The organism is Pseudomonas sp. LAMO17WK12:I10, assembly GCF_900215185.1.
In the GTDB taxonomy this organism is placed as follows: domain Bacteria; phylum Pseudomonadota; class Gammaproteobacteria; order Pseudomonadales; family Pseudomonadaceae; genus Aquipseudomonas; species Aquipseudomonas chlororaphis.
Genome location: NZ_OBDX01000054.1, coordinates 1 through 13,775 on the forward strand (window position 1 = coordinate 1; position 13,775 = coordinate 13,775).

Genomic DNA, 13,775 nt, shown 5'->3' on the forward strand with positions numbered 1-13,775 from the left:
TAACACCCAAGCAATTTGCGCTTAACAGCCAGATTGCGGTGTGTGAAGACGAAACGAACCGAAAGTTTGCGAACACACAAAGCTATTACATACCCAATTTGCTGAAGCGTTGAAAGACGACTCGGCACACCGAATTTCTTGACGACCATAGAGTATTGGAACCACCTGATCCCATCCCGAACTCAGAAGTGAAACGATGCATCGCCGATGGTAGTGTGGGGTTTCCCCATGTGAGAGTAGGTCATCGTCAAGATTGAATTCCGAAACCCCAATTGCGAAAGCAATTGGGGTTTTGTTTTTGCGCGCGGAAAAACCTTTCCAGTCAACGGAGAGCAGCGCCCTTCGACTCAAGAACTACCTCAAGTCGAAGGCACCTTGGCGGGCGTTAACGTCCCAGGCTGCTGTGCGTTAGCCGGGCTACCCACTTGCCATGCTGCTCGCCATTCTTCAATGCCTGCAGTTTCTCCGGCAACTGGTTGAAGTCGAACTCAATCAGCGGTGCAGGTTGCAGCAGACCCGATACAGCCCCGCACATCAGTTGCTCAGCGTACTGACGTAGCTGTTGCCAGTCGGCCCGGCTGCCGTAAGCATGAATACTGTTGAGGGCCACCTCGTGGAGTGAGATCGCGGTGCTGAACGCCGGCAATGGCGCTGCCTCCTGACGATCCTGAATACACACCAGGTGCCCGTTGTAACCCAGCAGTGCTGCCAGGCTGCGCGCCTGAGCCCCGCTGACGGTATCGAACAGCGCATGCAGGCGACGCTCCCCCAGTCGCGATTGCAGCTCGGTTTGCCAGGTGTCTGCCCGATAGTCGAAAACCCCGACCGCGCCTTGCGCCAGCAACCGCGCATGATGCTGGGCAGACGCCGTCGCCCACACCGGCAAACCGCGTTGCACCGCCAATTGGACCAGCAACGAACCCACCGCGCCTCCGGCCCCCACCACCAGCACATCACGCGCACCCACAACGGGGACCTTATCCAGCGCCTGCAAGGCGGTCAGGCCGGGGCAGGGCAGGCTGGCGGCAACTGCGTCATCCAGTGACTCAGGAACCGGCAGCGCCGCATTGGCATCGAGCAGGCAATACTCGGCGAAGCTGCCATCACGGCTCAACGACTGGTGATAAGCCACCCGTGTACCGATCTTCAGCGTCACCGCGGACCCTGCGGCCACCACCACACCAACGCCATCGACACCAGGCACGCGGCCGGTATGCCAATCGGCATGTCCCCACTCGATGATCTTCCAGTCCACCGGGTTGAGGGCGATCGCGCTATTGGCGATCAGCACTTCATTCGCACCCGGCTGTGGCAATGTCTTGCGGATCAGTTGAAGGCCTTCCAGGCCGGCTCCTGCGGTCCAGCCCCAGGCGTTGTATTCAGTTGGCATGGTGAAACCTCGGCAGTACGAATTCGGCAATTTCCTCGATGGCCTCGGCCACCGGGCGTTCACTACGGCGCAGATGCAGGCCGACATGCTGTACGCCTGCCTCACGCAGGGCCTGCAGCTCCTCGATCAGTGCCTGGCGCCCACAGCGGCCACCAAAGCGCAGGCGCTGCATGGGCGCATGTGGGTCAGCGGCAAGGTCCAGGTGGACGAAACTGATATAGGGTTTGTCGCCACCGACCTCACGCCAGAGCGCGACGCGTCGAAGGTGCTCCTCCGGGGTGCCCGGGTAGGCCAGCCAGCCGTCCATGTGCTCACCGATCCAGGCCGGCGATTGCTGGCCCAGCCCGGCCACCAGCAGCGGTGCGGCTTCAGGACGCTGTGGCAGCAGATGCGCACCCTCGGGCAAGCGATCCTGTCCCTGGCTGTGCAACAGCTCGACAGCATCGCGAAAGAGCTCTGCGCGCTGGGCGTAATCGACACCGAACAGCGGATACTCCATCGGCCGGTCACCACTGGCGACCCCCAGCAGCAAGCGACCATCGCTCAACTCGTCGATGCTGTTGGCGGCCTTGAGGGTCAGCCACGGCTGGCGCAACGGCAGGACCACCGCGGCGGTTCCGAGCATGATGTTCTGCGTGATGCCGGCCAGGTAGCCGAGGTAGGAAAAGGTTTCGAAGACCTGAGCGGCATCGCCGAAATTCGGGTCGTACACCGGTACGTCACGGACCCATAGCGCGCGAAAGCCGGCCTGGTCCGCCAGGCGGGCGAGGGTGGCGTGTTGCTTGAGGTCCGGCACGCCGAAGGGGCGACCTTCGGCCTGGCGCAGGCGCTGGCCATCGCTGGACCAGTCGTTATCGAGCGGCAGTTCCAGGCCGACGGAAAAGTTGTTCCTGCCAAGCAGGCGTTGAAAACGAGGATGCATGAAGGGCTCCGGCGTCTCGCCCGTGGCAAGACGGTCATAGGGATCACAGCGCAGCAGTATCCCCAGGTCCGGCCCACGGAAAAATGTATGAATCGGAACAACAATCTTGAGCGGGCATCACGAATCGGCTGAATTCTTCATGAAAGCGCCGGGACGGTTTTTGGTATGGTGCAGCTCGCTTTTCAAGGGACCGACATTCACCCGCACGGATCAGCGTTCACTATTCCACGAGAAGCTGTAGCAATGCCTGAACCGATACCGATCAAGGACCACGAAAAAGAGACGCGGCTGGTCAACAAAAGACTGTTGGCCTGCGCGCTCCTGGTGGTCGCCATCACCTGCACCCTGATCGGGCGCCTGTACTTCCTGCAGGTGGTCGAATTCGACTATCACTCGACCATTTCCGAAAACAATCGGGTGCACGTGCTGCCCATCACCCCGACTCGCGGCCTGATCTACGACCGCAACGGCGTGCTGCTGGCCGACAACCGCCCCAGCTTCAACCTGACCATCACCCGTGAGCGCACCACCGATCTGAAGGGCGAGCTGGACCAGGTGGTCAGCCTGCTGCACCTGCCCGCTGAAGACCGTGCGCTGTTCGACAAGGCGCTGAAGCAGTCACGCCACCCGTTCGTGCCGGTCACCCTGTTCTATGAGCTGACCGAAGAGCAGATCGCCGTGCTGGCGGTCAACGAGTACCGCTTGCCGGGGCTGGAGGTCGAGGCCCAGTTCGTGCGGCACTATCCGATGGGCGCGCACTTCGCCCACTCCATCGGCTATGTCGGGCGCATCAACGAGAAGGAAGCCAAGGTCCTGGACTCGGTGGAGTACCGCGGCACCCAGTCGATCGGCAAGACCGGGATCGAGCGCTTCTACGAGTCCCAGCTGCATGGCCATGTCGGCTACGAAGAGGTGGAAACCAACGCCCAGGGCCGGGTCATGCGGGTGCTCAAGCACACCGATCCTATCCCCGGGAAAAACATCGTGCTCAGCCTCGACGTGAAGTTGCAGGAGGCGGCCGAGGCGGCCCTGGGCGACCGTCGCGGATCGGTGGTGGCCCTCGATCCGCAGACCGGCGAAGTGCTGGCCATGGTCAGCAAGCCGAGCTTCGACCCGAACCTGTTCGTCACCGGCATCAGCTTCAAGGAGTACAGCGCGTTACGCGACTCCATCGACCGGCCGCTGTTCAACCGGGTGCTGCGCGGCCTGTATGCGCCGGGTTCGACCATCAAGCCGGAGGTGGCGATCGCCGGGCTGGACTCCGGGGTGGTCAACGCCTCGACCCGAGTGTTCGATCCGGGTTACTACCAACTGCCGGACGTCGACCACAAATACCGCAACTGGAACCACAGCGGCGACGGCTGGGTGGACCTGGACGCGGCGATCATGCGTTCCAACGACACCTACTTCTATGACCTGGCGCACAAGCTCGGTATCGATCGCCTGCACGATTACCTGGCGATGTTCGGCCTGGGCGAGAAAGTCTCCCTGGACATGTTCGAGGAGGCGTCGGGACTGATGCCGTCCCAGGCCTGGAAGCGCGCCACCCGGCGTCAGCCGTGGTTCCCCGGTGAGACGGTGATTCTCGGCATCGGCCAAGGCTACATGCAGGTCACGCCGCTGCAGCTGGCCCAGGCGACGGCGCTGATCGCCAACAAGGGCGTATGGAATCGCCCTCATCTGGCCAAGACCGTCGATGGCGTGGCGCCGGTGGACGAACACCCGATGCCGAACATCCGGCTCAAGGACCCGGTCGACTGGGACCTGGTCAGCCACGGCATGCAGATGGTGATGCACGCGCCTCGGGGCACCGCGCGCGACGCGGCGGCCGGCGCGCAATACCGCATCGCCGGCAAGAGCGGTACGGCGCAGGTGGTGGCGATCAAGCAGGGTGAGCGTTACAACCGGCTCAAGACCCGCGAGCGCCATCGTGACAATGCCTTGTTCGTCGGTTTCGCCCCGGCCGAGCACCCGCAGATCGTGGTAGCGGTGATGATCGAGAACGGCGAGGCCGGCGGCCGGGTCGCCGGCCCCGTGGTCCGTCAGGTCATGGATGCCTGGCTGCTCGATCAGCAAGGCCACCTGAAGCCGCAGTACGCCAGCCCTGGCAAGGGGCCGGACGTTCCCCACGCCTGAGTCATTTGAACATCAGGCTGTCCGGCACCTGCTCACGAATACTGAGCATGTGCTGGATGCTGTCCAGGAACAGGGTTTCGGCCTGGCTCATCTTCTGTTCCCGGTGCCACAGCAGCTGGATATCGAAATCCACCACGCCCTCGTCCGGCGGCAAACGCCAGAGCAGCCCTTGCTCGACATCCCGCCTGACCAGGTGGATCGGCAGGCAGCCGATACCGAATCCCGCGCAGATCAGGCGGTAAATCTCCTCGAAACTGGTGGAGGAGGCGACGATCTTGCCGGTAAAGCCCTGCTGGTCGCGAAACAGTGTCAGTGGTGACAGGTTGCCCCCCAACTGGTCGCTAGTGAAGCTGACGAAGTTCTCGTTGGCCAGTTGTTGCAGGCTCAGGTCCTGCTGGCCGAACAGCCGGTGGCGCTGGCCGCAGAAGTAGGCATACCGCTCGCGAAACAGCACCCGCTGCTCCAGCCTGGGTTGTGGCAGGCGGCACAGCCCGACCCCCAGGGTCGCGGTCTTTTGCAGCAGCGAACTGATGATGTCCGAGCTGCCCATCACCTCGACTTCCAGCTCGATTTTCGGGTGGGCTTCATGGAAGTCGGCGAGGAACTCGTCGTAATGCGGCGCTTGCACACCGCTGACGGTAAGGATGCGGATCTTGCCCACCACGTCGTCGTTGCGGCTCTCCAGCACCGTGCCCAGGCGCGAGATATCGCCGTAGATATCGGTGGCGATGCGCAGCACTTCCTCCCCGGTTTCCGTCAGCTCGAAGCGCCGTCCGCTGCGCGCGATCAACACGCAATCGAGCTGTTCCTCCAGGCGCTTGAGGGCCTGGCTGACCGCCGACTGGGTGATGTGCAGGCGCGCGGCGGCGCGGCTCATGCTGCCTTCCTGGCCGATCACCAGGTAGGTGCGCAGCAGGTTCCAGTCCAGGCGATCGTTGAGGAAACGCCGACCGACCCAGGGGTTGGAGGTGGAGAGTGGTGCGGGCATGGCGGCTCCATGTAGTAGCAGTGCTAATAGCAAAGATAAGGATTTGAAAATTGACTAATCCTGGCACGGCGGCGATAAAGCCCACAAGCGCCAGAGAGCGCCGCGTGATCAGCCTTCCGCACCTGCCCAAAACTACAAATACACAGGGTCCTTGCATGCACAGCACTCCTCAGCCGCGCCGAGCCGCGGCGGCGGCCTTTATCGGCACGACCATCGAGTTCTACGACTTTTACATCTACGCCACGGCCGCGGCCCTGGTCCTCGGCCAGGTGTTCTTTCCCAGCAGCGACCCGGTGATGAGCACCCTGGCGGCCTTCGGCAGCTTCGCCGTGGGCTTCATCGCCCGGCCCATGGCCGGCATGGTGTTCGGCCACCTCGGCGATCGCCTCGGGCGCAAGAAAATGCTGTTGGTGACCATGGCGCTGATGGGGCTGGCCACCACCGGCATCGGCCTGCTGCCCAGCTACGCCAGCGTCGGCATCTGGGCGCCTATCAGCCTGATCGTACTGCGCATCATCCAGGGCATCTCCGTGGGCGGCGAGTGGGGCGGGGCGGTGCTGATGGCCAGCGAACATGCCCCGGCCAAGCGCAAAACCTTCTACGCCTCCTTCGCCCAGCTCGGCAGCCCGGCCGGCCTGCTGCTGGCGTTGATCGCCTTCCGCCTGGTGACCAGCCTGGATCAGCAGGACTTCCTTGAGTGGGGTTGGCGCCTGCCGTTCCTCGCCAGCGGTGTGCTGATGATGTTCGGCCTGATGATCCGTTCCGGCGTGCATGAGTCGCCGGAGTTCGCCAAGGCCCGGGACAACAACGAAACCGCCAAGTACCCGGTCATGGAAGTGCTGCGCAGCTGCTGGAAGCAGATCCTGTTCGCGGCCGCCGCGGTGACCATCGGCTCGGCCGGCTTCTTCTTCACCAACACCTTCATGATCACCTACGTGACCCAGTACCAGGGCATTTCCCGGGCGACCATTCTCGATTGCCTGTTCCTGGTGACGATCATCCAGCTGCTGTCCCAGCCGGTCTCCGCGCTGCTGGCCGAGCGTATCGGCGAGGGGCGTTTCCTCAAGTGGGTGGCGTTGCTGTGCATGGCCACGCCGTACCCGATGTTCCTGTTGGTCGGCACCCAGAACATTGTGCTGATGACCCTTGGCATCGCCCTGGCGGTGGTGATTCTCTCGGCGCTGTACGCGGTGATCGCCGGCTACATGACCCAGGCCTTCCCGGTGCACCTGCGCTACTCGGGGATCTCCATCGCCTACCAACTGGCCTGCGCGGTCGCCGGTGGCAGCACGCCGCTGATCGGCACCCTGCTGGCCAGCCAGTTTTCCGGACAGTGGCTGCCGCTGGCAGTGTTCTTCAGCCTGTTGTCGGCCCTGTCATTGATCGGCGTCTGCGGCCTGGCCCGGCTGCGCGCCAACCCGACTGTCCAGCACGTTCCTAAAGAGGTGTATTCGTGAGCAAACCCGAACACATGAGCCCGATTGAATGGCAGGCCCGCTGCGAGCTGGCGGCCCTGTATCGACTGGTCGCGCACTTTCGCATGACCGACCTGATCGACACCCACATCACCCTGCGCATTCCAGGGCCCGAGCATCATTTTTTGATCAACCGCTACGGGGTGATCTTCGACCGCATGCGTGCCAGCGACCTGGTGCGCATCGACCAGGAGGGGCGCATCGTCGACCCGCACTACGCCGGGCACCGGGTCAACGCCGCCGGCTTCGTCATCCACTCGGCGATCCACATGGCGCGCCCGGACCTCAACTGCGTGATCCATACCCACACCGCCGCCGGCATGGCGGTGGCCGCGCAGAAGCAGGGGCTGTTGCCCATCAGCCAGCATGCGCTGAAGTTCTACGGCAAGCTGGCGTACCACACCTATGAAGGCATCGCCCTGTCCCTGGACGAGCGCGAGCGCCTGATCGCCGACCTTGGCCCGCACAAGGCGATGATCCTGCGTAACCACGGCCTGCTGGTGGGCGGTGCCAGCGTCGCCCATGCGTTTCAGGAGATTCATTTTCTCGAGCGTGCCTGCCAGGCCCAGGTCCAGGCGCTGGCCGGCGGTTGCGAGCTGAACTACCCGTCGCCGCAGGTCTGCGCCCACACCGCCGAACAGTTCGAGCGCGACGACGCCGACCACATCATCGAACTGGCCTGGGAGGCCGCCCTGACCTTGATCGAGTCCCAGCGCGAGTCCTATCTGTCATGAGCATCGTGGTGCTGCTGTCCCGCGACAGCCTGTTGCTCAAGCAATTGCAGGCCGCCTTCGCCCGTTGTGCGCCACAGGTGCAGGCAGTGCTGGCCGACGATCCGCGTGCCGTTCAGGCGCAGGTCGCCGCTTGCTGGTTTCCACCCGCCGGCAGCCTGGGGCGTTTGCCCAGCCTGCAAGTGATTCATTCGGTGGCGGCGGGCATCGACCACCTGGAACACGACCCTTCGTGCCCGGACCTGCCGGTGTGCCGGGTGGTGGATCCGGGCCACCGCCAGGGCATGACCGAGTACCTGCGCTGGGCGGTGATCCACTATCACCGCGGCTTCGACCGGGTGCTGGAGCAGCAGCGCGAACGGCACTGGGAGCGGCCGCTGCAACGGCCGGCGCGGCAGTTCAAGGTCGGGGTCATGGGCCTGGGTTCCCTGGGCCGCGCCATCGCCCTCGACCTGGCCGCCGCCGGCTACGACGTGCGCGGCTGGGCCCGCAGCGCCAAGCGCCTGGCGGGGGTACACACCTTCGTCGGACCGGGGCAGCTGGAGCCCTTTCTCGACCAAGTGGAACTGCTGATCAACCTGCTGCCCCTGACCGCCGAGACCCGCGGCATTCTCGGGCGCGATACTTTTGCCCGGCTGGCCCGCGGCGCGGCGCTGGTCAACGTCGGGCGCGGCGGCCATCTCAACCTCGACGACCTGCAACAGGCCCTGGCCAGCGGCCTGTTGCGCGGCGCCTTGCTCGATGTGTTCGAACAGGAGCCGCTGCCGGCCGATGATCCGTTGTGGAGCACCCCCGGGGTCACCATTACCCCGCACATGGCCTCGGCGGCCTCCCACGATTGCATCGCCGAGCAGGTGGCGGACAACCTGCGGCGTCTGCAGGCCGGCGAAGCGCTGTTGAACGAGGTGGACAGGGCCCAGGGTTACTGAGCGCCCAGGCAGGCCTGCAAGGCTTCGATAAAGACCGTCTCGGCGCGGCTCATACGCTGTTCGCGGTTCCACAGCAGATGGATGTCGACGTCGGCGATGCCTTCGTCGGGCGGCAGGCGCCACAGCAGCCCGGCGTCGACGTCGGCCGCCACCACATGTTCGGGCAGGCAGCCGATGCCGTAGCCGGCGATCACCAGGCGCCGCACTTCCTCCAGGCTCGGCGACGAGGCGACGATGCGCCCGCTGAAACCCTGCTGGTCGCGAAAGATGGTCAGCGGCGAGAGCATGCCGCCGATCTGGTCGCTGGTGAAACTGACGAAATTCTCCCGCTGCAAATCGCCCTCGGCCACCTTCTGCTGGCCGAACAGTCCATGGTGCTTGCCGCAGAAAAACGCATAGCGCTGGCGCAGGAACAGCCGCTGTTCCAGGCGCGGCTGGGGCCGGCGGTTGAGGCTCAGGCCTAGGGTCGCGGTTTTTTCCTGCAGGGCGCTGACGATGTCCGAGCTGCGCAGCACCTCGATCTCCAGGTCGACCCGCGGATGCTGGCGGTGGAAGTCGGCGAGGAAATCATCGAAACGCTCGGAAAAGATCCGGCTGATCATCAGCAGGCGCACCTTGCCGATCACTTCGTCGGCCGGCTGCTCCAGCACGCCGCTGACCTGGGACATCTGCCCGTAGATTTCGCCAGCCAGGTGGAAGATCTGCTCGCCGACTTCGGTCAGGGCAAAACGTGGCCCGCGCCGGGCGATCAACTGGCGGCCCAATTGTTCCTCCAGGCGCTTGAGGGCCTGGCTCACCGCCGGCTGGGTCAGGTGCAGGCGGGCGGCCGCGCGGCTGATGCTCAACTCCTGGCCGATCACCCGAAAGGTGCGCAGCAGGTTCCAGTCCAGGCGGTCGTTGAGCAGGCGGTCGGGCAGGCGGTTGGACATGGCGCGGGGCTCTGGGTCGAAGGACAGGGCTGATAATAAGCAGCGGTAATAATTAGCATAATAAATAGAAAATTGACTAATTATAGCCTCGCGACGATAAATCCCTCCCAGACAGGCGCCGCCAGAGCGCCTCTGCATTGCCGTTCTCTCCTGCCAGAAAAATAATCAAAGGAGCACGATCCATGAAGCCTTCAGCTTCGCCCCAGCCGCGCCGTGCGGCCGCCGCCGCCTTTATCGGCACCATGATCGAGTGGTACGACTTCTACATCTACGCCACCGCCGCGGCGCTGGTGTTCGGCGCCTTGTTCTTTCCCTCCGACGACAAACTGTTCAGCACCATGGCGGCCTTCGGCACCTTCGCCGTGGGCTTCTTCGCCCGGCCATTGGGCGGCATCGTGTTCGGCCATATCGGCGATCGCATTGGGCGCAAGAAATCCCTGGTGATCACCCTGCTGATGATGGGCGTGGTCACGGTGTGCATCGGCCTGCTGCCGACTTATGCGCAGATCGGCGCGGCGGCGCCGGTGCTGCTGATCCTGCTGCGCATCGTCCAGGGCATCGCCGTCGGTGGCGAGTGGGGCGGGGCGGTATTGATGGCCGGCGAGCATGCGCCCAAGGGCCGGCGCAACTTCTTTGCTTCCTTTGCGCAGTTGGGCAGCCCGGCCGGGTTGATCCTGTCGCTGCTGGCCTTCAGCGCGGTCACCCGCCTGCCCGAAGAAGACCTGATGAGCTGGGGCTGGCGCCTGCCGTTCCTCGCCAGCGCGCTGTTGCTGGTGGTGGGCCTGGCGATTCGCCTGGGGGTCAATGAGTCGCCGGAATTCCTCGCCAGCCGCGAGCAGGCGCACAAGGCCCAGCGCAGGAGCAGGCGCCGGTGATGGAAGTGCTGCACAGCGCCTGGCGCCCACTGCTGCTGTGCATCGGCGCCAACACCCTGGGGATTGCCGGGGTGTATTTCACCAACACCTTCATGATCGCCTACAGCACCCAGCAACTGGGGTTGCCGCGCTCGCTGATCCTGGAATGCCTGTTCGTGGTGGCGATCATCCAGTTCTGTATCCAGCCCCTGGCGGCCTGGACCGCCGAGAAGATCGGCGCCACGCGCTTCCTGTGCCTGGTGTCGTTGCTGGCCATGGCCTCGCCGTACCCGATGTTCGTGCTGGTGAGCAGCGGCCAGGCGCCACTGATCATCCTCGGCATCGCCCTGGCGGTGGTGTGCATGGCGTCCTTCTATGCGGTGATCGCCGGCTACGTCAGCGGCATGTTCGAGACCCGCGTGCGCTACACCGCGATCTCCCTGGCCTATCAGGTCTGCGGTGCCGTGGCCGGTGGCCTGACGCCGCTGATCGGCACCTGGCTGGCCCATCAATTCGCCGGCCAGTGGTGGCCGATGGCGTTGTTCTACAGCCTGATCGCGACCATTTCGCTGCTCTGCGTGCTGGCCCTGGCCCGTCGCCATGCAGCCGTCCACCGCCTGGAAATGGCTTGAGCCCCGGCTCTGTACGAAAAGTGGCTGCACGCTGGGCGCCTTCGGCGCTACGCAGGTCATGCTGCGTTAAAAACAGGCTCGTGCGCGAGTCCGATCGGAATGCTCATGTAGGCCCCTACAGTCGAACGCGACCCCGGCCGTTCCTCGCCTGTTTTTGCCTTGCCTGACCTTCGCTCGCCGACTTTTCGTACAGACCCTAATCGAATCTGGAGAACCGAAGCATGTTGAAGATCAACGGTGAACGCCTGTGGGCGAGCCTGATGGCCATGGCCGAAATCGGTGCGACTGCCCGTGGCGGCAGCTGCCGCCTGGCCCTGAGCGAGGAGGACAAGGCCGGGCGCGAGCTGTTTGCAAGCTGGTGCCGCGAGGCCGGCATGAGCCTGAGCGTCGACCCCATCGGCAACCTGTTTGCCCGCCGTGCGGGCAGCGACCCCGACGCCGCCCCGGTGATGATGGGCAGCCACCTCGACACCCAGCCCGAAGGCGGGCGCTTCGATGGTGTGTACGGCGTGCTCGCCGGCCTGGAGGTGGTGCGCCGCCTCAACGATCTGCAAATCCAGACCCGCAAGCCGCTGGAGGTGGCGGTGTGGACCAACGAGGAGGGCGCGCGTTTCACCCCGGCCATGTTCGGCTCGGCGGTGTTCACCGGGATCATGGACCTGGGGAGCGCCCTGGCGGTGCGCGACGCCGACGGCATCAGCGTCGCCGAGGCCCTGCACGCCACCGGCTACGCCGGTACGCGGCCGCTGGGCGGGGCGGTGGATGCCTACTTCGAGGCGCATATCGAACAGGGGCCGATCCTCGAAGACAACGCCAAGAGCATCGGCGTGGTCAGTGGCGGCCAGGCGATCCGCTGGCTCGACGTGCAGGTCGAAGGCCTGGCGGCCCACGCCGGCACCACGCCGATGCCGCTGCGCAAGGATGCGCTCTACGGCGCCGCGCAGATGATCCTGGCGATCGAAACCCTGGCCACGGATTTTGCCCCCGAGGGCCTGACCACCGTCGGTGAGCTGAGCATCGCCAAGTCTTCGCGCAACACCATTCCCGGCCTGCTGCAGTTCACCGTCGATCTGCGGCACCACCGCGACAGCGCCATCGCCGCCATGGAGCAGGAGGTCCGCGCGCGGCTTGGCGCCATCGCCGGACAACGCCAGCTGAAGGTGACCATCAGCCCGCACTGGATCAGCCCGGCCACGCCCTTCGATGCCGACTGCGTGGCGGCCGTGCAACAGGCGGTGGACGGCCTGGGCTACGCTCAGCAATCGATCGTCAGCGGCGCCGGCCATGACGCAATTCACCTGGCGCGGTTCTGCCCCACGGCCATGGTCTTCATCCCGTGCGTTGGCGGCCTGAGCCACAACGAAGCCGAAGACGTACTGCCCGAGGATGTGCGCCAGGGCACCGACGTATTGCTCAACGCCGTGCTGGCCCGCGCCGGCCAGGTCGAATAAGGAGAAGGTCATGCGCAGTTTTTTCCACCCCGAACAGCTGCTGCACCATCCGCGCAGCTATTACTCCCGCGGCCAGATGCGCACCCCGCAGGAAGTGCCCGAGCGCGCCCAGCGCCTGGTCCAGGCCGCGCACTCCCTGGGTTTTGACGTGCAACAACCGGAGGACGCCGGCCTGCAACCGCTGCTGGCGGTGCATGGCGCGGCGTACCTGCAGTTCCTCAAGGAAGCCCACCAGCGCTGGAAGGAGATTCCCGAGGACTGGGGCGACGAGGTGATGTCGAACATCTTCGTCCGCGAGCCCAACGCCCTGCGCGGCATCCTCGCCCAGGCCGCGCGTTACCTGGCCGATGGCAGCTGCCCGGTGGGCGAACTGACCTGGCGTTCGGCCTACTGGTCGGCGCAAAGCGCGATTGCCGGCGCCCGCGCCTTGCTCGATGGCGAACCGGCGGCCTACGCCCTGTGCCGCCCGCCGGGCCATCACGCCCGGGCCGAAGCCGCCGGCGGTTTCTGCTACCTGAACAACGCAGCGATCGCCGCCCAGGTACTGCGCGAAAAATTCGCCCGGGTCGCGGTGCTGGACACCGACATGCACCACGGCCAGGGCATCCAGGAAATCTTCTACGAACGCGACGACGTGCTGTACGTCTCGGTGCACGGCGACCCGACCAACTTCTACCCGGGCGTCGCCGGTTTCGCCGACGAGCGCGGCAGCGGCGCGGGGCAGGGCTACAACCTCAACCTGCCAATGGCCCACGGCGCCAGCGAAGCCGAATTCCTCGCCCAACTGGAAACCGCCCTGGCGGCGGTGAAAAGCTTCGATGCGCAAGTGCTGGTGCTGTCCCTGGGCTTCGACATCTACGAACTCGACCCGCAAAGCAAAGTGGCAGTGACCCGCGCAGGTTTCGCCCGCCTGGGCGAACGCATCCGCAGCCTCGGCCTGCCGTGCCTGATCGTGCAGGAAGGCGGCTACCACCTGGAAAGCCTGGAAGACAACGCACGGGCGTTTTTTGCCGAGGCGGGGGACTGGAAGCTCTGATCGCGGTGGCTGTCAGGTCGTTTCGAGTTCCTACAGGACGGCGATGGCCATGCCTCTGTAGGAGCGAGGCTTGCCCGCGATAAACCTCAACGATAACTAGCTGCTTCTGTGTGTCCTCATACGAAAACCCCTGAATCAAAAGATCCAGGGGTTTAATGAGATGGTCAGCCTGACCGAGAAGCCCTGCAGGTTTACGCTTGCAGGGCTTTTCTCGTTTTCGGCGGAGGATCTCTCATGAGCACGATGACGCTTCTCGGTATCGATATTGGCAAACACAGTTTCCACCTGCATGACCAGGATGC

Annotated in this window: 10 protein-coding genes, 1 rRNA gene and 1 pseudogene; 8 read left to right on the plus strand and 4 right to left on the minus strand. The window is 64.6% G+C overall.

The window, feature by feature from the left end; all coding sequences use genetic code 11:
* The first annotated feature begins 137 nt into the window (after nt 1-137).
* Nucleotides 138-253, plus strand: a 5S ribosomal RNA gene (gene rrf / locus CRO75_RS31335).
* Nucleotides 254-385: 132 nt separating this feature from the next.
* Here the strand turns inward: rrf and CRO75_RS31340 are convergent.
* Together CRO75_RS31340 and CRO75_RS31345 are read right to left on the minus strand one after the other, a co-directional pair.
* Nucleotides 386-1,390 carry a zinc-binding dehydrogenase gene (locus tag CRO75_RS31340; RefSeq protein WP_097140483.1) on the minus strand — a complete coding sequence of 335 codons (1,005 nt, stop codon included), beginning with the start codon at nt 1,388-1,390 and terminating at the stop codon, nt 386-388.
* Entirely contained in the window at nt 1,380-2,312 is a 933-nt protein-coding gene (locus CRO75_RS31345) for a TIGR03571 family LLM class oxidoreductase (protein ID WP_097140485.1), read from the minus strand. Before CRO75_RS31345 ends, CRO75_RS31340 begins: the two co-directional genes overlap by 11 nt.
* Nucleotides 2,313-2,555: 243 nt before the next feature.
* Here CRO75_RS31345 and mrdA point away from each other — a divergent pair, with 243 nt between their 5' ends.
* Entirely contained in the window at nt 2,556-4,448 is a 1,893-nt protein-coding gene (gene mrdA / locus CRO75_RS31350; RefSeq protein WP_062825138.1) for a penicillin-binding protein 2, read from the plus strand.
* Between the two features lies 1 nt (nt 4,449).
* On the opposite strand, the gene CRO75_RS31355 is transcribed toward mrdA, so the two are convergent.
* The gene (locus CRO75_RS31355; RefSeq protein WP_009044872.1) at nt 4,450-5,436 is read right to left on the minus strand and encodes a LysR family transcriptional regulator; all 987 of its coding nucleotides are present in this window, start codon (nt 5,434-5,436) and stop codon (nt 4,450-4,452) included.
* Nucleotides 5,437-5,591: 155 nt separating this feature from the next.
* Here CRO75_RS31355 and CRO75_RS31360 point away from each other — a divergent pair, with 155 nt between their 5' ends.
* The 3 genes from CRO75_RS31360 to CRO75_RS31370 are packed head-to-tail and all read left to right on the plus strand — an operon-like array spanning nt 5,592 to nt 8,571.
* Nucleotides 5,592-6,893 (plus strand): MFS transporter, encoded by a 1,302-nt coding sequence (locus CRO75_RS31360; protein WP_009044871.1) that lies wholly within the window; start codon nt 5,592-5,594, stop codon nt 6,891-6,893.
* Nucleotides 6,890-7,645 (plus strand): class II aldolase/adducin family protein, encoded by a 756-nt coding sequence (locus tag CRO75_RS31365; RefSeq protein WP_009044870.1) that lies wholly within the window; start codon nt 6,890-6,892, stop codon nt 7,643-7,645. The genes CRO75_RS31360 and CRO75_RS31365 overlap by 4 nt, the downstream gene beginning before the upstream one ends.
* Complete coding sequence (locus CRO75_RS31370) at nt 7,642-8,571, plus strand: glyoxylate/hydroxypyruvate reductase A (RefSeq protein WP_097140488.1); 930 nt, start codon at nt 7,642-7,644, stop codon at nt 8,569-8,571. Before CRO75_RS31365 ends, CRO75_RS31370 begins: the two co-directional genes overlap by 4 nt.
* Here the strand turns inward: CRO75_RS31370 and CRO75_RS31375 are convergent.
* Nucleotides 8,565-9,500 carry a LysR family transcriptional regulator gene (locus CRO75_RS31375; protein WP_009044868.1) on the minus strand — a complete coding sequence of 312 codons (936 nt, stop codon included), beginning with the start codon at nt 9,498-9,500 and terminating at the stop codon, nt 8,565-8,567. The genes CRO75_RS31370 and CRO75_RS31375 overlap by 7 nt on opposite strands.
* Before the next feature lie 182 nt (nt 9,501-9,682).
* On the opposite strand from CRO75_RS31375, the pseudogene CRO75_RS31380 reads away from it, so the two are divergent.
* From CRO75_RS31380 to CRO75_RS31390, 3 genes and pseudogenes are all read left to right on the plus strand, one after another.
* A pseudogene (locus CRO75_RS31380) lies at nt 9,683-10,986 on the plus strand (MFS transporter).
* Nucleotides 10,987-11,207: 221 nt separating this feature from the next.
* Nucleotides 11,208-12,437, plus strand: coding sequence for a Zn-dependent hydrolase (locus CRO75_RS31385; protein WP_097140490.1), 1,230 nt, complete (start codon nt 11,208-11,210; stop codon nt 12,435-12,437).
* Nucleotides 12,438-12,447: 10 nt separating this feature from the next.
* Nucleotides 12,448-13,473 (plus strand): histone deacetylase family protein, encoded by a 1,026-nt coding sequence (locus tag CRO75_RS31390; RefSeq protein WP_097140492.1) that lies wholly within the window; start codon nt 12,448-12,450, stop codon nt 13,471-13,473.
* Nucleotides 13,474-13,775: the final 302 nt, after the last annotated feature.